Origin of the sequence: Saccharopolyspora halophila (genome assembly GCF_039531955.1) — a bacterium.
GTDB classification, from domain to species: domain Bacteria; phylum Actinomycetota; class Actinomycetes; order Mycobacteriales; family Pseudonocardiaceae; genus Saccharopolyspora; species Saccharopolyspora halophila.
This window is the reverse complement of record NZ_BAAARA010000015.1, coordinates 194,108-211,989: the sequence shown is the minus strand read 5'-3', so window position 1 is coordinate 211,989 and position 17,882 is coordinate 194,108. Positions and strand designations below refer to the sequence as shown.

Here is a 17,882-nt window from a genome sequence, read left to right as displayed (position 1 = left end):
TCCGGTTCCCGCATCGCGCATCCGCTGCTCCGGCTCGCCGCGCAAGGAGTTGCGGATGGGAACCTTTCTGTCGCGGTGATGACAGGAAGGTTCCCATCCTCGTCTCACCGGCAGGGCTGAGGAGCCGCTTCCCGCGGTGCGCGTCCCGGGAAGCCAGTACCGCCGCGTTCGGATGGGGTGGGTGAAGGTCGCCGCCGTCCGGCTAGCTTGGTCCGCACGGCGCTCATGGGAGGTTTCGGTGCGGTTGCGGGAGTTGGTGGACGACGTCGAGCTCGGGCTGGTGGTGCGGGCCGGACGGGCAGAGCTGGACCGGTCGATCGCCTGGGTGCACACCTCCGAGCTGGCGGATCCCACGCCCTTCCTGGAAGGTGGCGAACTCCTGCTGACCACCGGTCTCGCGCTGCGGGAAGCCGACTGCGCGGACCTGGTGGGACGCCTGGTCGCAGCCGGGGTGGCGGGGCTCGGTTTCGGCGTCGGGATCAGTCACCGCGAGATCCCGCCGCAGCTGGTGGATGCGGCCGAGGCCGCGGGACTCCCGCTGCTCGAGGTGCCACGGCCGACGCCCTTCATCGCGATCAGCAAGGCGGTCTCGCGCGCGTTGGCGGCCGCCGAGTACGCCGAACTGCGCAGGACCAGCCGTGCCCAGCACGAGCTCGCCAAGGCCGCGGGCAGCCGCGACGGGATCAACGCCCTGATCCGCCGGGTGTCGAAGCTGCTCGACGCCTGGACGCTGCTGCTCGACGCGGGCGGCCGGCCGCTGCACGCCGCGCCGTCCTCGGCGACGGCGGAGGGCATCGAATCCGAAGTGGAGTCGATCCGCGCGAAGAAGGGACCTTCCGCGCGGATTCTCACGTTCAACGGCGAGGAAGTCAGCGTGCAGCAGCTCGGCGCCCGAGCCCGCGGCGTGCTGATCGTCGGTCGGCGCGCGGCATTCAGCACCGCCGATCACCACCTGATCAACACCGCCGCCTCGCTGCTGAGCCTCGCGCTCGAGCAGGGCGAATCGCTCGAAGCCGCCCGTCGTCGGCTGGTCAACGGGCTGTTCGCGCTGCTGCTGCGCGGTGAGGACGTCGTCGACGAGCTGTCCCGGTTGCGGCTCGAACCGCCGGTGGAGCCGTTCCGGGTGGTGGCGCTCGCCGGTGCGCCGGACAACGACGAGCTGCTGTCCCGGTTGACCGCCGACCATCCCGAGACGTTCCTGGCCGAGCACGCGGACGTGGTCGTGGCGCTGGTGGCCGAGACCGATGTGGGCCGGCTGGCCGGATCCGGTCTCGCCGCGGGCGTTTCCGATCCGTGCCGGCTGGCCGACCTCGCGGAGGGAGTCCGCCAGGCGTGCCACGCCGCCGAGGCCGCCGGGCCCGGTGACGCGGTGCGCTTCGCCGCCCTCGCGGGAAACGGTGTGCTCGACCTCATCCCGGCCGAGCGGGCGAGGGCCTTCGCCGAGTCGACGCTCGCGCCGTTGCGCGGTCACGACGAGCTGATCCGGTCGCTGGACGCCTGGCTCGCTCACCACGGGCAGTGGGATCCGGCTGCCGTTCGCCTCGGCGTGCATCGGCACACCCTGCGCAACCGGATCCGCAAGGTCGAGGAGCTGCTCGACCGCAGGCTCGACCAGCCGGGTGTCCGGGCCGAGCTGTGGCTCGCGTTGCGAGCCGATCCGCGCTGACCTGCCGGACTGGCCAATCCGCGAGATCGAGTTGGCCGGATCGGCAGCACTTCCGCGCCTGCTCGCGACGTAGGTTCGTGGCGGACACACGGGAGGACGCGGATGATTTCCGGGTATTGGATCGCTGGTGAACGGATCACCGGCAAGGACACGTTCGAGGTGCACAACCCCTACGACGGGCGGTTGGTCGCCACCGTCGCCTACGCGACCGACGCCGACGTCGATCGCGCCGTCGCCGCGGCGGCTGCGGTGACGCGCGAGTTCGCCGCGTTGCCGGCGCATCGGCGGGCCACCGCGCTCGACCACGTCAGCGCGCGCATCGGCGAGCGGGCCGATGAGCTCGCGGAGCTGATCACCGCCGAGAACGGCAAGCCGATCTTCTGGGCGAAGGCCGAGATCGCGCGTGCCGCCGCGACGTTCCGCTGGGGCGCGGAGGAGGCCCGCCGGTTCTCCGGCGAGCTGCAGCGCCTGGACACCGACCCCGGCGGAACCGGCCGGATGGCCGTGACCCGGCGGGTCCCGCGCGGCCCCGTGCTGGGCATCTCACCGTTCAACTTCCCGTTGAACCTGGTCGCGCACAAGGTCGCCCCGGCGCTGGCCGCCGGCGTGCCGATCGTGCTCAAGCCGGCACCGAAGACTCCGCTCTCCGCGCTGGCGCTCGGCGAGATCCTGGCCGAGACGGATCTTCCCGCGGGCTCCTGGTCGGTGCTGACGACCACCGACGACAAGGCTCCCGAGCTGGTCGCCGACGAGCGGTTGCCGATCGTGTCGTTCACCGGTTCCGGGCCGGTCGGCTGGAGCATCCGCGACTCGGTGCCGCGCAAGCACGTCACGCTCGAACTGGGCGGCAACGCCGCGGTGATCGTCGATGCCGACTGGCCCGACCTGCGGTGGGCGGCCGAGCGAATCGCGACCTTCGCCACCTACCAGGCGGGTCAGTCCTGCATCTCGGTCCAGCGCGTCTACGCGCACCGGGACGTCTACGACGAACTGGTCCGGCACGTGCTCGATGCGGTGGCCGAGCAGGGAACCGGTGACCCGGCCGATCCGGGCACCAGGGTCGGGCCGCTGATCGACGAGACCGCGGCCGAACGCGTCGAGCAGTGGGTCGGCGAGGCCGTAGCCGCCGGAGCCGAGGTCCTGACCGGTGGTGTCCGGGAAGGTTCGACCTGCGCGCCGACCGTGCTCGCGGGGGTGCCCGCCGACGCGAAGGTCTCCAGCGAGGAGGTCTTCGGCCCGGTGCTGGTCGTCGCGCCGGTGGACTCGATCGACGAGGGCTTCGAGCGGGTCAACGATTCCCGCTACGGCCTGCAGGCAGGCGTGTTCACCAAGGACCTGCAGGTGGCCTTCCGGGCGTCGGCGGAACTGGAGGTGGGCGGGGTCATCGTCGGCGACGTGCCCAGCTTCCGCGCCGATCAGATGCCCTACGGCGGCCTCAAGGAGTCGGGCACAGGTCGCGAAGGCGTCCGCGCGGCGATGGAGGACTTCACCGAACAACGCGTCACGGTCCTCACCGGCATCGAGGTCTGAGCGACCGGGCGCCCGTCCCATCTGGCGGTTCGGGCGAGGGAACCTTCCTGTCACCTCGAATAACAGGAAGGTTCCCTCGCCCGAGTCCGGGCAGCAAAGAGCCGCCCCCGGCGGGTGCCAGGGGCGGCTCGAAAAGTTCGGTCAGCCCTTGCGCTTGTTGATGCGCAGGTCGATCAGCAGGCCGATCGCCAGCAGCGCGGCGGTGCCGATGAGGTAGAAGTCCTCGATCTTGAACTGCCCGCCGCCGCTGACGATGCCCTGGTGGTTGCCGATCAGCATCAGCAGGATCGCGACGACCGAGAACCAGCCGGCGATCTGGGTTCCCTTCGGGAAACCGCCGTGCCAACCCCACTCGACCGAAGGCTCCTCGGCCGGGTCGATGGCCTGGCCGGGCTTCTTCTCCAGCTCGGTGCTCGCCACGTTCCCCTCCTGCGCCAAACCGGCCACTGGCCGGACAGCTGAAACTCCTGGTCCGCGGGCCGAATCGGCCCACGATCGTGCTCATCTTCGCACACCCGCCCGGGGCGCGGGGAGCCACCTCAGCAGGTGTCGGCAGCGCAGAACCGGGTGCCGCCGAAGCGACACCCGGTTCTGCGAAGTTGTTCGGCTATCCGTAGCCCGGCTACCCGCTGCTGACCGCCTTGCGGCCCACGATCACGCGGTAGACGCCGAGCACGATGAGCGAGCCGAGCAGCGCCAGGCCCCAGGTGCTCCAAGACCAGAAGTTCTGGAGACCGCCCATGTTGAAGACGTACTGGCCGATCAAGCCACCGAGGAACGCGCCGACCACCCCGAGGATCATGGTCACGATGATTCCGCCCGGGTCCTTGCCCGGCATGATCAGCTTCGCGAGTGCCCCGACGATCAAGCCGAGAACGATCCAACCGATGATGCCCATGGCGGCCTCCCTGGGGCGTCGGTAAAGCGACTGGTGAGGCGATCGTGCGGCCGCGAGGTGATTTATGCACCGCGAGCGGCAGCGCCTCACCTGCTTCAGGGACAATGTCGGCGATGCATCCCGACACCGATACACAGAGCGACATCGTTGCGCGCACCGTCGTGATTCTGGGTTCGACCGGTTCGATCGGCACTCAGGCGCTCGAGGTGATCCGGGACAACCCGGAGCGCTTCCGGGTCGCCGGTCTCGCCGCGGGCGGCAGCGATCCCCGGGCGCTGGCCGCGCAGGCACTCGAGTTCGAGGTGCCGATCGTCGCCGTGGCCAAGGGCACCGCCACCGAGGACGTCCAGCTCGCGCTCTACGCCGAGGCGCAGAAGCGCGGCTACGCAACCGGTGAGTTCCGGATGCCGCGGTTGCTGGCGGGCCCGGACGCGGCGGTGGAGCTCATCCAGGCCGCGCCCGCCGACGTGGTGCTCAACGGTGTCGACGGCTCGCGCGGACTGCGGCCCACGCTCGCCGCGCTGGAGACCGGCGCCGAGCTCGCCCTGGCCAACAAGGAGTCGCTGATCGCGGGCGGTTCGCTGGTGCTGGGCAAGGCCGCGCCCGGTCAGCTGATCCCGGTCGACTCCGAGCACTCGGCGCTGGCCCAGTGCCTGCTCGGCAACGACAACTCCGATGTCGACCGGCTGGTGCTGACGGCCTCCGGTGGTCCGTTCCGCGGGCGCGAGCGCGCGGAGCTCGACGAGGTCACGGTGCAGCAGGCGCTGGCGCACCCGACCTGGTCGATGGGCGACGTGGTCTCCATCAATTCGGCGACCATGGTCAACAAGGGTCTCGAGCTCATCGAGGCGCACCTGCTGTTCGGCATCGAGTACCCGCGCATCGACGTCGTCGTGCATCCGCAGTCGATCGTGCACTCCATGGTCACCTACACCGACGGGTCCACGATCGCGCAGGCCAGCCCGCCGAACATGAAGATCCCGATCGCGATGAGCATGGAGTGGCCGCGACGGGTGCCGGGCGTGGCGCCGCGGCTGACGTTCGACGCGGCTCAGGAGTGGACCTTCGAGCCGGTCGACGACGAGACGTTCCCCGCAGTGGAGCTGGCGCGTGCGGCGGGTTCCGGAGGCGGTTGCCTGCCCGCCATCTACAACGCGGCGAACGAGGAGGCGCTGGCGGCCTTCGTCGACGGTCACCTCCGCTTCCCGGAAATCGTGCAGACTGTGGGTGAGGTGCTCGCCGCCGCCGATGAGTGGCGCGCGGAGCCCTCGAACTTGGACGAGATCTTCGCGGCCGAGGACTGGGCACGGTCCCGGGCGCGCGAGCTGGCTGCCGGACGGAAGGCGGAATAGCTAGATGCTGGTCGTCGTGGGCATCCTGATCTTCTTCGTCGGGCTGCTCTTCTCCATCGCGTGGCATGAGCTCGGTCACCTCGCGACCGCGAAGATGTTCGGGGTCAAGGTCACCGAGTACATGGTGGGCTTCGGCCGCACCATCTGGTCGCGCAAGAAGGGCGAGACCGAGTACGGGATCAAGGCCATCCCGTTCGGCGGGTACATCCGCATGATCGGCATGTTCCCGCCGAAGAAGGACGAGGCCTACGGGCGCACCAAGTCCTCCTCGCCGTTCCGGGCGATGATCGAAGACGCCCGCGAGATGTCCGCCGAGGACGTCACGCCGGAGGACGCGCACCGGCAGTTCTACCAGCGCAGTCCGTGGAAGCGGATCATCGTGATGCTGGCCGGGCCGGTCATGAACCTGATCCTGGCGATCGGCATCTTCAGCGCGATCCTGATGGGCTTCGGCGTCAGCACCCCGACGCTGACGGTCGCCGAGGTCAGCAAGTGCGTGCTGCCCGCCGACGCGGACACCACGAAGTGCCCGCCGGGTGCCGAGCCCTCGCCCGCCGCGGCGGCCGGGTTCAAGCCGGGCGACAAGATCGTGGAGTTCAACGGCAGGCACTACTCCTCGTGGGAGGACCTGCGCCTGGCGATCCGCGACTCCAAGGGCACCGTTCCGGTCGTCGTCGAGCGCGGCGACCAGCGGGTCGAGCTGACCGCGGAACTGATGCAGACCGAGCGGCAGAAGATCGACACTCCCAGCGAGACCACCCGGGTCGGTTTCCTCGGCCTCGCGCCGACCTCGGTGATGGTCAAGCAGGACATCGGTGGGGTCGTGGAGACCATCGGCGGATTCGTCGGCATGACCGTGCAGAAGGTCATCCAGCTCCCGCAGCGGATCCCGGACCTGGTCAGCGCCATCCTCGGTGGCGAACGGCACCAGGACTCGCCGGTGGGCATCGTGGGCGCCAGCAGGCTCGGCGGCGAGGTGCTGGCCACCGACCAGATCGGTGTGGACACCCGGATCGTGATGATGTTCCAGCTGCTCGCGGGCGTGAACCTGTCGTTGTTCGTGTTCAACATGCTGCCGCTGCTGCCGCTGGACGGCGGTCACGTGGCGGGCGCGGCCTGGGAGTCCATCCGTCGCGGCCTGGCCAAGCTGGTTCGCCGCCCGGATCCGGGGCCGTTCGACACGGCGCGCTTGATGCCACTGGCCTACGCCGTCAGCCTCGTGTTCATCGCGTTCTCGTTGCTGGTTCTGGTGGCCGACATCGTGAACCCGGTGACGCTGCAATAGCGGCCCCGCGCCAGCCGCTGCGGGCGTCCGCCGTGTCTCCACCCGTCGGGTGGTAGCGGATTTCACTGCTGCGGCGGACCGAATTCAGGCTGTCGGGCCGTGTTTCGCGGGCGTCGAATTCGGAGTTGCGTGACGGGGAGCACATGATCACCGATAGCGTGGGGATCGATCCCTGGCGCTGGGCTGAATGGGGCGTGAATGGACGATGACGATCACCGAACGTGACTCGTCCGACGTGCCGACGTCCAGCCGGATGAAGCGGCGCCGGTATCGTGGAACGCGGGCGGGCCAGCCGTCCGAAGCACACCAGAAGAGGTGGAGAGGTATCGATGACCGTCGATCTGGGCATCCCCGGCGCCCCGGCCCCGGTGCTCGCGGAACGGCGTAAGACCCGTCAGTTGCAGGTCGGACCGGTCGGTGTGGGGAGCGAGCACCCCATTTCCGTGCAGAGCATGACCACGACCGTGACCTCGGACATCAACAGCACGCTGCAGCAGATCGCCGAGCTGACCGCCTCGGGCTGCGACATCGTCCGGGTCGCCTGCCCGACCTCCGATGACGCGGAGGCGCTGCCCGCGATCGCGCAGAAGTCGAAGATCCCCGTCATCGCCGACATCCACTTCCAGCCGAAGTACGTCTTCAAGGCGATCGAGGCGGGCTGCGCCGGTGTCCGGGTCAACCCCGGCAACATCCGGAAGTTCGACGACCAGGTCAAGGAGATCGCGCAGGCGGCCAAGGACCACGGCACGCCGATCCGGATCGGCGTCAACGCCGGCTCCCTGGACCCGCGGCTGCTGGAGAAGCACGGCAAGGCGACCCCGGAGGCGCTGGCGGAGTCGGCGCTGTGGGAGGCGAGCCTGTTCGCCGAGCACGACTTCCACGACGTCAAGATCTCGGTCAAGCACAACGATCCGGTCGTGATGGTGCGGGCCTACGAGCTGCTCGCCGAGCAGTGCGACTACCCGCTGCACCTGGGCGTGACCGAGGCCGGTCCCGCGTTCCAGGGCACCATCAAGTCCGCGGTCGCCTTCGGCTCGCTGCTGCGCCAGGGCATCGGCGACACCATCCGCGTGTCGCTGTCCGCGCCGCCGGTCGAGGAGATCAAGGTCGGCGCCCAGATCCTGGAGTCGCTGAACCTGCGCCCGCGGAAGCTGGAGATCGTCTCCTGCCCCTCCTGCGGCCGCGCCCAGGTCGACGTCTACAAGCTGGCCGACGAGGTCACCGCCGGTCTGGAGGGCATGGAGGTCCCGCTGCGCGTCGCGGTCATGGGCTGCGTCGTCAACGGCCCGGGGGAGGCCCGCGAGGCCGACCTCGGTGTCGCCTCCGGCAACGGCAAGGGGCAGATCTTCGTCAAGGGCGAGGTCATCAAGACCGTGCCCGAGGCGCAGATCGTCGAGACCCTCATCGAGGAAGCGATGCGCATCGCCGAGGAGATGGGCGAGTCCCCGGTCGAGGGCGAGCCGACGGTCACGGTCGGCTGATCCGAACACGCGCGCGGCGCCCCGGCCGGTCCACCGGCCGGGGCGCCGTCGCGTTGCGCTCAACGGGTGAGCGAGCGGCTGCCGGATGTGGTGCACGACCACGCACGATCCGTTTCTGCACGATTTCTGGCAGTCTTGGCATGTGCTCAAGCTCGCTGGTGCCCGGCTTCTGGAGGAACGGGACACGAATCTGGTTCGCTCGGTGCTGGACTCCGCTCCCGTGGCCGCCTGCATGGTCGCCGCGCGGGTCGAGGAAGCGGGCGTGCACCCGCTGCGCCTCGGAGGCGAGCTGTGGGGGCACGGCCACCGGTTGACCGGGATGTGCTTCTCCGGGGCCAACCTGATCCCGCTGCGCGGCGGACCGGACGCGATGCGCGCCTTCGCCGACCGGGCGCTGCGCCGTCGCCGGGTGTGCTCCTCGCTGGTGGGGCCGTCCGAGCAGGTGCTGGAGCTGTGGCGCGAGGTGGAGTCGCAGTGGGGACCGGCCCGCGAGATCCGCTCCGAGCAGCCGTTGATGGCGCTGTCGGAGCCCGCGAAGGTCACCCCGGATCCCCTCGTGCGCCAAGTCCGGCCGGACGAGCTGGAGCGCTACCTGCCGGCAGCGATCGCGATGTTCACCGAGGAGGTGGGCGTCGACCCCGCCCCGGGCGGTGGTTTCTCGAGCTATCGGGCGCGCGTGGCCGATCTCATCGCCGCCGGTCGCGCGTTCGCCCGCTTCGAGGACGGCGAGGTCGTGTTCAAGGCCGAGATCGGTGCGCTGTCGAGCACCGTCGGCCAGATCCAGGGCGTGTGGGTGCATCCCGACCGCCGCAGCACCGGCTTGGGCACGGCGGGCACCGCGGCGGTGGCCGATCGGCTGGTGCGCGGGCTCGGCCGGACCGCGAGCCTGTACGTCAACGACTTCAACGACGCCGCGCGAACCGCCTACGGCAAGGTCGGTTTTCGCACCGTTGGTGTGTTTAGCACGGTTCTGCTCTAACCTTCTCGTCCACGGGGACTATCCATTCGGTGGAGGCCGTTTCGACCGTCGGACCCGTTCGGCATACTCGCGGCATGGTTTCCAAGCGGATCTTGGTCGGGCTGGCGGCTTTGCTGCTCGTCCCGGTGGCCGGATGCAACACCGGCCCTTCGGAGCAGGAGGTCACCGCCAACGGCTTCCTGAAGGCCTACGCGGCGGGCAACGCCCAGGCGGCCTCCGGCCAGACCGACAGCCCGAAACAGGCCAAGCAGCTGATCGAGAAGGTGCGCGGCGACCTGCGTCCGGTCGTCACCCACGCCACGCTGGGCAAGGTGACCGACACCGACAACGGTGCGCGTGCCACGTACAACATGTCCTGGGACTTCGGCGAAGGCAAGGTCTGGCGCTACCAGGGCGAGTTCAACCTGGCCGAGGGCGACAGCGGCTGGAAGGTGCGCTGGGCACCATCGGTGATCCACCCGAAGCTGAAGAAGGGCCAGACGCTGTCCTACAGCGAGGTGCTGCCGGACGCGGCCCCGGTCACCGGTAGCGCGGGCAACGAGCTGATGGCTCCGGAGAAGCTGACCACGGTCACGCTCAGCCCGCAGAGCGCGGGCGATCTCGCGGGAGTGGCGGGCCAGCTGGCCGACGCGCTGGGCACCATCGAGCCGTCGATCACCCAGCAATCCATCATGGACGACGCGGGCGCGGGCAAGCCGTTCCCGATCGTCACGCTGCGGCAGAGCGACTTCGACCGGGTTCGTTCGGAGATCTCCGATCTGCCCGGGGTCACCTTCCCCGCCCGCACCGATCTGGTGTCCGTCGAGCGCGGCTACGCCGACCAGGTGCTCGCGGGAGTGGGCAAGGTCGTCGACAAGAAGGTCTCGGCCAGCGCGGGCTGGAAGGTGGCGATCCAGGACGCCTCCGGTAACGAGACCGGCGAGCTGCACAAGACGCCCGGCAAGCCGGTCGAGCCCACCCAGGTGACGCTCAGCGACAACGTTCAGCGTGCCGCCGAGGCCGCTGTCGAGCCGGTCCCGCAGGCCGCGATGATCGTGGCCATCAAGCCCTCCACCGGTGAGCTGGTGGCCGTGGCGCAGAACGACCCCGCCGATTCGAAGGGGTCCCTGGCGCTGACCGGGCAGTACCCGCCGGGTTCGACGTTCAAGATGGTGACCGGCGCCGCGGCGCTGGAGAAGGGCAACGTCAAGATCGACAGCCCGGTGGAGTGCCCGGGCAAGAAGAAGTTCGCGGGTGACTACGTGCTGCCGAACGACAAGGAGTTCGACCTCGGCCGGGTCCCGCTGATCACCGCTTTCGCGCACTCCTGCAACACCACGTTCGCGCAGCTGGCGGTGGACATGCCCGCCGACGCGCTGCCGGAGGCGGCCAAGAAGCTCGGGATCGGCGTGGACTTCAAGATGCCCGGCGCGACCACCATCACCGGCAAGGTCGGCACGGGCGACAGCACCAACCGGCGCGCGCAGAACGGCATCGGTCAGGGCACCGTGACGGCCAGCCCGTTCGGCATGGCGCTGGCCGCCGCATCGGTGGCCAACGGCGAGATGCCGATGCCGACGCTGATCAACGGTGAGCGGACCGAGGCGGACAGCACGCCGCAACCGCCCTCGAAGGCCACTCTGGATCAGCTGCGCCCGATGATGCGCGAGGTCGTCAAATCGGGTACCGCGACGAACATCGGTGGATCGGGCGAGGTGTACGGCAAGACCGGAACCGCGCAGTTCGGTGACGGCACGCATTCGCACGGCTGGTTCGTCGGCTACCGCGACGATCTGGCGTTCGCGACGCTGATCACCGACGCGGGCAAGTCGACGCCTGCAGTCGATCTCACCAAGCGGTTCCTTGACGGAACGTGAGCGGAGAACCCGGAAATCCGGCTCTTGCTTCACGTGAACGGGTGATCACTGAGAGTCAGATCGGTGCTAGGTTGTAGCCCATCGAGCGCAGTGATCGGCTACCGGGCATTGTGCTGCGAGTGGGGTCGTTCTCGGCGTGTTCACCCGGGAGCGACCCCACCCGTGGACGCGTTGCCGTCGCGTCCCGTGACTTTGAGTGGACAACCGGCCCGCCGCGGATGCCGTTGACGCCGGTGGGTCACCCCGACGAGCCGTGCGCGCAGCGCCACCCCGAAGGTCTTGCGAGGCCGGCCGCTGCCCCGGTGTGAACAGGAGCGGTTTTGATCTACTTCGATTCCTCCGCGCTGATCAAGATGATCGCCCCGGAGCCGGAGAGCGAGGCCCTGAGCCAGTGGATCCGGAACAACTGGGAACAGCAGCGGGTCACCAGCGCGCTGTCCAAGGTCGACGTGCTGCGCACCTTCCGCGATGTCGGTCCGGCCGCCGAGGACCTGGCCTCGATCGTGGTGTCCAAGCTGGAATCCCTGCCGGTGCGGCAGGACGTCCTGGACACCGCCAGCGAGCTCGAAGCCGACCTGACCCTGGTGGAGGCCGTTCACCTGGCGTCGGCCTGCGGGGTCCGGGACCAGCCGGTGACCTACGTCTCCTACGACCCGACGCTGCTGGCCGCCGCGCAGGACGCCGGGTTGGCCACGGCCTCGCCCGCCTGAAAGGCACCGGTTACCGCGCGGAGTTGACGGCGGCGCGGCGTGGTTAGAGTGGGGACATGCCGGTTCGAGCTCCGTTGAAGCCGGGGACGCCCACGCCCCGCCGCCCAGTTCCTGCGCACATCGAGCGCCCCGAGTACGTCGACAAGCCGGCGCCGGCGCGCAACACCGACCCCGATGTGCAGCCGCCCGAGGTCATCGAGGCGATGCGGGTGTCCTGCAAGCTGGCCGCGCAGGCGCTGGTCGAGGCTGGCAAGGCGGTCAAGCCGGGCGCCACCACCGACTCGGTCGACGCCGTGGTGCACGAGTTCTTCCTGGACAACGGCGTGTACCCGTCGACGCTGGGCTACCGCGGGTTCCAGAAGTCCAGCTGCACCTCGCTCAACGAGGTGATCTGCCACGGCATCCCGGACACGACCGTGATCGAGGACGGCGACATCGTCAACGTCGACGTCACCGGCTACATCGGCGGCGTGCACGGCGACACCAACGCCACGTTCCTGGCCGGTGACGTCTCCGAGGAGGCCCGCCTGCTGGTCGAGCGCACCCACGAGGCCACGATGCGCGGGATCAAGGCCGCCAAGCCGGGACGTCAGCTCAACGTCATCGGCCGCGTCATCGAGGCCTACGCCAAGCGCTTCGGCTACGGCGTGGTCCGCGACTTCACCGGCCACGGCATCGGCCGCTCGTTCCACAGCGGACTGGTGATCCTGCACTACGACGAGCCGTCGGTGCAGACCGTCCTGGAGCCGGGGATGACCTTCACCATCGAGCCGATGATCACCCTCGGCACCCACGAGTACGAGATGTGGGAAGACGGCTGGACGGTCACCACCAAGGACAAGAGCTGGACCGCCCAGTTCGAGCACACCATCCTCATCACCGAGGACGGCAACGAGATCCTCACCCAGCCCTGAGGGCTGGTTCACCAGCCGTTTCGCGAGCCGCGGGCCCGGTGTCAGCCGACGCCGGGCCCGCAGCTCGTCGCGCTGCCGGTGGTGTGTCGTCTCGCACAGCCGGGGCATGAGGTAGGAACGTGTTGTGAATGCGCTGTTGGTCGCCGGGACGACATCGGATGCCGGGAAGAGCGTGGTGACGGCGGGGATCTGCCGCTGGTTGGCCCGCTCCGGTGCGAAGGTGGCGCCGTTCAAGGCGCAGAACATGTCCAACAACTCCGTCGTCACCCCCGACGGCGGCGAGATCGGGCGTGCCCAGGCGTTGCAGGCCGCGGCCTGCGGGGTGCAGCCGTCGGTGCGGTTCAACCCGGTGCTGCTCAAGCCCGGCAGCGACCGGCAATCGCAGGTCGTGGTGCTGGGCGAGGTCGCCGGTGAGGTGACCGCGATGTCCTACCGGCAGCGCAAGGCCGCGCTGCTGGAGACCGTCTCGGCCGCGCTGGAGGATCTGCGCCGCGACCACGACTACGTGATCTGCGAGGGGGCGGGCTCGCCCGCCGAGATCAACCTCCGGGCCAACGACATCGCCAACATGGGGCTGGCCCAAGCCGCCGGGCTTCCCGTCCTGGTCGTCGGCGACATCGACCGCGGCGGGGTCTTCGCGCAGCTCTTCGGCACGCTGGCGCTGCTGGACGCCGCCGACCAGGCGCTGGTGTCCGGATTCCTGGTCAACAAGTTCCGAGGTGACCCCGACCTGCTGCGCCCCGGATTGGAACAGCTGCGCGAGCTCACCGGCCGATCGGTGCACGGCGTGCTGCCGTGGGCCGAGGAGCTGTGGATCGACGCTGAGGATTCGCTGTCGTACGTGGCCGATGGGGTCGTGGGACGCCCGGCGCCACCGCGCGGTGGTCAGTGGCTGCGCGTGGCAGTGCCGCGGTTGCCGCGCATCTCCAACGCGACCGATGTGGAGGCCCTGGCCGCCGAACCCGGGGTCGCCGTGCGGTTCGTGACCGAGCCGTCGCGGCTGTCCGACGCGGACCTCGTGGTGCTGCCCGGTTCGAAGTCGACCGTGGCCGACCTGGAGTGGTTGCGCGAGACGGGGCTGGCCGAGGCGGTCGTCGAGCACGCCCGCGCGGGCCTGCCGGTCGCCGGGATCTGCGGCGGCTTCCAGATGCTGACCCGGTTCATCCACGACGAGGTCGAGTCCGGTTCCGGCAGCGTGCGGGGACTCGGCCTGCTCGATCTGGAGATCGACTTCGCGCCGCGCAAGACGCTGGCGAACCCGCGCGGCGAGGCGTTCGGCGAGCCGGTGACCGGCTACGAGATCCACCACGGGATCCCGGTGCGACGCGGCGATCTCGAGCCGCTGATCAGCACGGCCGATGGAGCCGAGGGCGGGGTGTGCGGTCCGGTGCTCGGCACGCACTGGCACGGGTTGTTCGAGAACGACGCGTACCGCCGCAGGTTCCTGACCTGGGCTGCCGACAGGGCCGGCCGGGACGGCTTCGCGGCCGCCGACGACACGGTGTTCGCCGATGTCCGCGGCGCGCAGCTCGATCTCCTCGGCGATCTGGTGGCGCAGCACCTGGACACCGACGCTCTCCGCCGCCTCCTGGACGAGGGCGCGCCACCCGGGCTGCCGCAGCTGCGGAGCACGTTCTGAGCCGGGCCGCAGCGCCAGACCGGGAGGTCGCGCCGCGCGTACCGGATCCGTACCGGTTCCGGTGATTCTTCTGCCCGGTGGCTGCGCGAACCGGCCGGTAACCTCGTTGCGCCGGGTAGCTTGCGGGCATGGCTGTTGAGTTGTCGCTGGACGAGGCACGGGACCGGTTGACCGAGCTGCTGGATCGCGTGGAAGCGGGGGAGGACGTGGTGATCACCCGCGGGGGCTCGCCCTCCGTCGCGCTCGAGCGGGTGCCCACCGGTACCGGCGCGGACTTTCCGCCTGGCATCCGGCCCACGGCCGTGGCCACCGAGCGTTCGTTCGACATGGGAACCGACTACGGACTCCACCCGATCTCCTGACCGCTAGGGTGCGGGGATGCCTGCTGATGAGCCGACCATCCTCGCCACCTCCGGCGGGATTCGCCGTTCCGCGCGGCTCGGGTGGGAGCCCGGGGCGCTGACGCACCACGCGGTCGAGCTGGCCGGGATCTCCGGTCGCGCGCCCAAGGTGTGCTTCCTGGCGACCGCCTGCGGTGACGACAAGTCCCTGATCTCGACCTTCCACGCCAACGCGGTGCAGCAGGGCTGGCAGGGCAGCCACCTCTCGCTGTTCCCGATGCCCAACCTCGCCGACGTGCGCGAGCACCTGCTGGAGCAGGACGTGGTGTGGGTCTGGGGCGGCAGCGTCGCCGGGCTGCTGGCGATGTGGCGGTTGCACGAGCTCGACGCCGTGTTCCGCGAGGTGTGGCAGGCCGGCGTGGTGCTCACCGGCGTCTCGGCGGGCTCGATCTGCTGGCACGTCGGTGGGACCACCGATTCCTTCGGTCCGCAGCTGCGGCCGATCACCGACGGGCTGGGCCTGCTGCCCTGCTCCAACGGCGTGCACTACGACTCCGAGCCGGCCCGCCGCCCGCTGTTCCAGCAGCTCGTCGCCGACGAGACGCTGCCGCCCGGTTACGCCACCGACGACGGCGCGGGGCTGCTCTACCGCGGCACGACGATGGTCGAGGCGCTCGCGGAAACCGACGGGGCGGGGGCGTACCGCGTCGAGCCGGGCCCCGGTGGCACCGCCGTCGAAACCCGGCTCGAGGTGCGCAAGCTCTAGGCGCTGAGGGGACGGGCTCCTGAAAAGTCTCCCTAGTTCAGCGGTAGACCCAGCAGCGCGTTCTCGATCAGCTCCGGCATGGCCGGGTGGATCCAGTACTGCCCGTGCGCCATGGTCCGGGCATCCAGACCGAACTGCATGGCCTGGATGATCGGCTGCAGCAGAGTCGGGGCCTGCGGGCCGATGATGTGCGCGCCCAGGATCCGCCCGGTGTCCGGATCGGCGAGCAGTTTGGCGAAGCCCGTGGTGTCCTCCATCGCCCAGCCGTAGGCGATCGCGCCGTAGTCCTGGATCTTGGTCACGTAGTTGATTCCGCGCTCGCGCGCCTGCTGCTCGGTGAGCCCGACCGCGGCGATCTGCGGGGAGGAGAACACCGCGTGCGGCACCACGAGGTGGTCGGACTCGACGGGCGAATCCGGGTTGAGCAGGTTGTGCTGGACCACGCGGGTCTCGTGGTTGGCGACGTGCTTGAGCTCGTAGTCCGAGCTGATGTCGCCCAGCGCCCACACGCCCTCCACCGAGGTGCGCTGCTGGGCGTCGACGGCGATCTTGCCGCCGACGGCCGACTTCAGCCCGCCCGCCGCGACGTCGAGCAGGTCGCTGTTGGGCGTGCGGCCGATGGCCACCAGGAGCTCGTCGGCCTCGATGGTCTCCGCGCCGTCCGGACCTTCCAGGTGCAGGCGCACGCCGTCACCCGCCGGCTCGGCGGCCGCGACCGCGCGGTTGAGCCGCAGGTCCCAGCGGTCGGCGGCGAGCTCGGTGAACCGGGCGGAGACGTCTTCGTCCTCGGCGCGCAGGGCCTGGCCGGAACGGCCGATCATGGTCACCTCGACGCCCAGCGCGCTGAAGACGTGCGCGAACTCCGCACCGATGAACCCGGTGCCGAGGATGACCATCCGCTCGGGAAGCTCGGCCATGCGCATCACGTCGTCGCTGGTGTGCACCCGGACCTGGTCGAGTCCCGGGATGTCCGGGATCGTCGGGCGACCTCCGGCCGCGACCACGAAGCGGTCGGCGGTGATCGTCTCCTCGCCCTCGTCGGTGTGCACGGTGAGCTGCTTGACGCCGGTGAAGTGCGCGTTGCCCTGCAGGAGCGTGATGTTGTCCTTGCCCTCGGCGCGGAACTTCTCGCCACCGGAGGAGATGCTGTCGATCCGGCCGAAGATGCGGTCCCGGATGTCGCTCCAGCGCACCGACTCCAGCTGCAGGTCCACGCCGAGCTTGGTGCCGGTGCCCGGGGCGCTGGCCGTGTCGGCGGTGTGCACGAACATCTTCGTCGGGATGCAGCCGACGTTGAGGCAGGTGCCGCCGAAGGCGTCGTTCGGGCCGATGCCCTTTTCCACGATGGCCACGTTCCAGCCGTCGAACCGATCGTCGAGGATCGAGTTGCCGGAACCGGAGCCGATGATGACTAGATCGAAGTGCCGCACGGATCCCATCCTGCCTCACGGGAACGCACCGGCGTCGGTGCGCGCATGTCCTCAAGTTTCAACCTGGTGAGACGCCCGGTGATTCCGCGTCGATCTCGGTCGCAGATCACACCGGTCGCGTGCGCGCCGCACCACAGGGCCGCCAGCACCGGACCGGGGACGCCAACCAGCGGGCCGCAGCCGAGCGCGACGGCCAGGCCGCCGGTACCGCAGGCCCAGCGCAGCGACGCCGTGGCCGGGGTGGGTGAGCGCGCGCGCAACAGCACCAGCTGCTGACCGAGCGTGGTGCCGGTCGGCAGGGTCGCGACCAGCAGCGCCAGCGCGGCCGGCAGCCAGCCGAATTGTCCGAGCCCGCCGCAGATCACGACCAGCCAGCACAGCACCAGCCCGTCGCAGCACATCCCCAGCAATCGCCGCCCGGCGGTGATCGAGCGCGGCCCGACCGGGTCCTGCTCGCGCGGCACCGGCGGGCGGGGAACGAGGCCGCCGACCAGCGCTCCGAGCGTGTTGGCGATGACGTCGTCGACGTCGAAGACCCGGTAGGCGCAGGGGAAGGCGAACCACAGCCCGGTCAGCTGGGTGACCTCGACCAGCACCGACACCGCGAACCCCGCGGCCGCCGCGCGGCGCGCGCCGCCTCGCAGCAGGACGCCGAGCGGGACGAACAACGCGATGTTGCACGCGAACTGGGTGAGGGTCGTTGCGCTGGTCAGACCGGCCAGCGGGCGCAGCTGCGCGGCGAAGCACCCAGCGCGCGCGGGCAGCAGCACGTAGCACCCCAGCGCGATCGCGTAGAGCAGCACCGCGAAGCGCCGCAGCGCCACGTCCGCGCGCAGCCCGCCGCGTCTGCGGTACTCGTCCGCGACGAAGGACGGGAACAGCAGCGCGGCGAGCGCGGTCGCCAGCACCGCGGCGATGGAAGCCGGCAGCAGGTTCATCTCGCACCTCCCTCCAGTAAAGAGGCGCGAAAGGCCGCTGGTGATTCAGCCCGATCGGGCGAAACACGTCGCGCCCGCCCCGGAACCGGGAGCGGGC

Annotated in this window: 16 protein-coding genes; 12 read left to right on the top strand and 4 right to left on the bottom strand. The window is 70.0% G+C overall.

Annotated features, from left to right (window positions below; genetic code table 11):
* Positions 1-238 precede the first annotated feature (238 nt).
* Positions 239-1,666, top strand: a complete 1,428-nt coding sequence (locus tag ABD289_RS19410; RefSeq protein WP_344134640.1) for a PucR family transcriptional regulator — start codon at positions 239-241, stop codon at positions 1,664-1,666.
* Positions 1,667-1,768: 102 nt separating this feature from the next.
* Positions 1,769-3,196: an aldehyde dehydrogenase family protein gene (locus ABD289_RS19405; protein ID WP_344134638.1), complete on the top strand. Its 1,428-nt coding sequence runs from the start codon at positions 1,769-1,771 to the stop codon at positions 3,194-3,196.
* A gap of 141 nt (positions 3,197-3,337) precedes the next feature.
* Here the strand turns inward: ABD289_RS19405 and ABD289_RS19400 are convergent, their stop codons facing one another.
* On the bottom strand, positions 3,338-3,616 hold the full coding sequence (locus ABD289_RS19400; RefSeq protein ID WP_344134635.1) for a DUF2631 domain-containing protein: 279 nt from the start codon (positions 3,614-3,616) through the stop codon (positions 3,338-3,340).
* 202 nt (positions 3,617-3,818) lie between these two features.
* Entirely contained in the window at positions 3,819-4,094 is a 276-nt protein-coding gene (locus tag ABD289_RS19395; protein WP_344134632.1) for a GlsB/YeaQ/YmgE family stress response membrane protein, read from the bottom strand.
* A gap of 104 nt (positions 4,095-4,198) precedes the next feature.
* On the opposite strand from ABD289_RS19395, the gene dxr reads away from it, so the two are divergent.
* From dxr to ABD289_RS19345, 10 genes are all read left to right on the top strand, one after another.
* A complete protein-coding gene (dxr, locus tag ABD289_RS19390) occupies positions 4,199-5,446 on the top strand; it encodes a 1-deoxy-D-xylulose-5-phosphate reductoisomerase (protein WP_425564738.1) in 1,248 nt (415 codons plus the stop codon).
* Positions 5,447-5,450: 4 nt separating this feature from the next.
* Complete coding sequence (locus ABD289_RS19385) at positions 5,451-6,731, top strand: M50 family metallopeptidase (RefSeq protein WP_344134626.1); 1,281 nt, start codon at positions 5,451-5,453, stop codon at positions 6,729-6,731.
* Positions 6,732-7,060: 329 nt separating this feature from the next.
* Positions 7,061-8,212 carry a flavodoxin-dependent (E)-4-hydroxy-3-methylbut-2-enyl-diphosphate synthase gene (ispG, locus tag ABD289_RS19380; protein ID WP_344134623.1) on the top strand — a complete coding sequence of 384 codons (1,152 nt, stop codon included), beginning with the start codon at positions 7,061-7,063 and terminating at the stop codon, positions 8,210-8,212.
* A gap of 142 nt (positions 8,213-8,354) precedes the next feature.
* On the top strand, positions 8,355-9,191 hold the full coding sequence (locus tag ABD289_RS19375; RefSeq protein WP_344134620.1) for a GNAT family N-acetyltransferase: 837 nt from the start codon (positions 8,355-8,357) through the stop codon (positions 9,189-9,191).
* Between the two features lie 74 nt (positions 9,192-9,265).
* Positions 9,266-11,047: a penicillin-binding transpeptidase domain-containing protein gene (locus ABD289_RS19370; protein WP_344134617.1), complete on the top strand. Its 1,782-nt coding sequence runs from the start codon at positions 9,266-9,268 to the stop codon at positions 11,045-11,047.
* A gap of 320 nt (positions 11,048-11,367) precedes the next feature.
* The gene (locus tag ABD289_RS19365) at positions 11,368-11,757 is read left to right on the top strand and encodes a type II toxin-antitoxin system VapC family toxin (RefSeq protein WP_344134614.1); all 390 of its coding nucleotides are present in this window, start codon (positions 11,368-11,370) and stop codon (positions 11,755-11,757) included.
* Positions 11,758-11,813: 56 nt separating this feature from the next.
* Positions 11,814-12,671: a type I methionyl aminopeptidase gene (gene map / locus ABD289_RS19360; RefSeq protein ID WP_344134611.1), complete on the top strand. Its 858-nt coding sequence runs from the start codon at positions 11,814-11,816 to the stop codon at positions 12,669-12,671.
* A gap of 124 nt (positions 12,672-12,795) precedes the next feature.
* Entirely contained in the window at positions 12,796-14,310 is a 1,515-nt protein-coding gene (locus ABD289_RS19355) for a cobyric acid synthase (protein WP_344134608.1), read from the top strand.
* A gap of 128 nt (positions 14,311-14,438) precedes the next feature.
* Positions 14,439-14,672 carry a type II toxin-antitoxin system Phd/YefM family antitoxin gene (locus ABD289_RS19350; protein ID WP_344134605.1) on the top strand — a complete coding sequence of 78 codons (234 nt, stop codon included), beginning with the start codon at positions 14,439-14,441 and terminating at the stop codon, positions 14,670-14,672.
* A 16-nt stretch (positions 14,673-14,688) separates the two neighbouring features.
* Positions 14,689-15,417 carry a Type 1 glutamine amidotransferase-like domain-containing protein gene (locus ABD289_RS19345; RefSeq protein ID WP_344134601.1) on the top strand — a complete coding sequence of 243 codons (729 nt, stop codon included), beginning with the start codon at positions 14,689-14,691 and terminating at the stop codon, positions 15,415-15,417.
* Positions 15,418-15,449: 32 nt separating this feature from the next.
* Here the strand turns inward: ABD289_RS19345 and ABD289_RS19340 are convergent, their stop codons facing one another.
* Positions 15,450-16,847, bottom strand: coding sequence for a mycothione reductase (locus ABD289_RS19340; protein ID WP_344134598.1), 1,398 nt, complete (start codon positions 16,845-16,847; stop codon positions 15,450-15,452).
* Positions 16,829-17,785, bottom strand: a complete 957-nt coding sequence (locus ABD289_RS19335) for a VanZ family protein (RefSeq protein WP_344134595.1) — start codon at positions 17,783-17,785, stop codon at positions 16,829-16,831. The genes ABD289_RS19340 and ABD289_RS19335 overlap by 19 nt, the downstream gene beginning before the upstream one ends.
* Between the last annotated feature and the right edge of the window lie 97 nt (positions 17,786-17,882).

Bases quoted from the DNA above. Each gene is read 5' to 3' on its own strand.
- dxr (WP_425564738.1), top strand. From the start codon at position 4,199: ATGTCGGCGATGCATCCCGACACCGATACACAGAGCGACATCGTTGCG.
- ABD289_RS19405 (WP_344134638.1), top strand. From the start codon at position 1,769: ATGATTTCCGGGTATTGGATCGCTGGTGAACGGATCACCGGCAAGGAC.
- ABD289_RS19350 (WP_344134605.1), top strand. From the start codon at position 14,439: ATGGCTGTTGAGTTGTCGCTGGACGAGGCACGGGACCGGTTGACCGAG.
- ABD289_RS19335 (WP_344134595.1), bottom strand. From the start codon at position 17,785: ATGAACCTGCTGCCGGCTTCCATCGCCGCGGTGCTGGCGACCGCGCTC.
- ABD289_RS19385 (WP_344134626.1), top strand. From the start codon at position 5,451: ATGCTGGTCGTCGTGGGCATCCTGATCTTCTTCGTCGGGCTGCTCTTC.
- ABD289_RS19395 (WP_344134632.1), bottom strand. From the start codon at position 4,094: ATGGGCATCATCGGTTGGATCGTTCTCGGCTTGATCGTCGGGGCACTC.
- ispG (WP_344134623.1), top strand. From the start codon at position 7,061: ATGACCGTCGATCTGGGCATCCCCGGCGCCCCGGCCCCGGTGCTCGCG.
- map (WP_344134611.1), top strand. From the start codon at position 11,814: ATGCCGGTTCGAGCTCCGTTGAAGCCGGGGACGCCCACGCCCCGCCGC.
- ABD289_RS19370 (WP_344134617.1), top strand. From the start codon at position 9,266: ATGGTTTCCAAGCGGATCTTGGTCGGGCTGGCGGCTTTGCTGCTCGTC.
- ABD289_RS19345 (WP_344134601.1), top strand. From the start codon at position 14,689: ATGCCTGCTGATGAGCCGACCATCCTCGCCACCTCCGGCGGGATTCGC.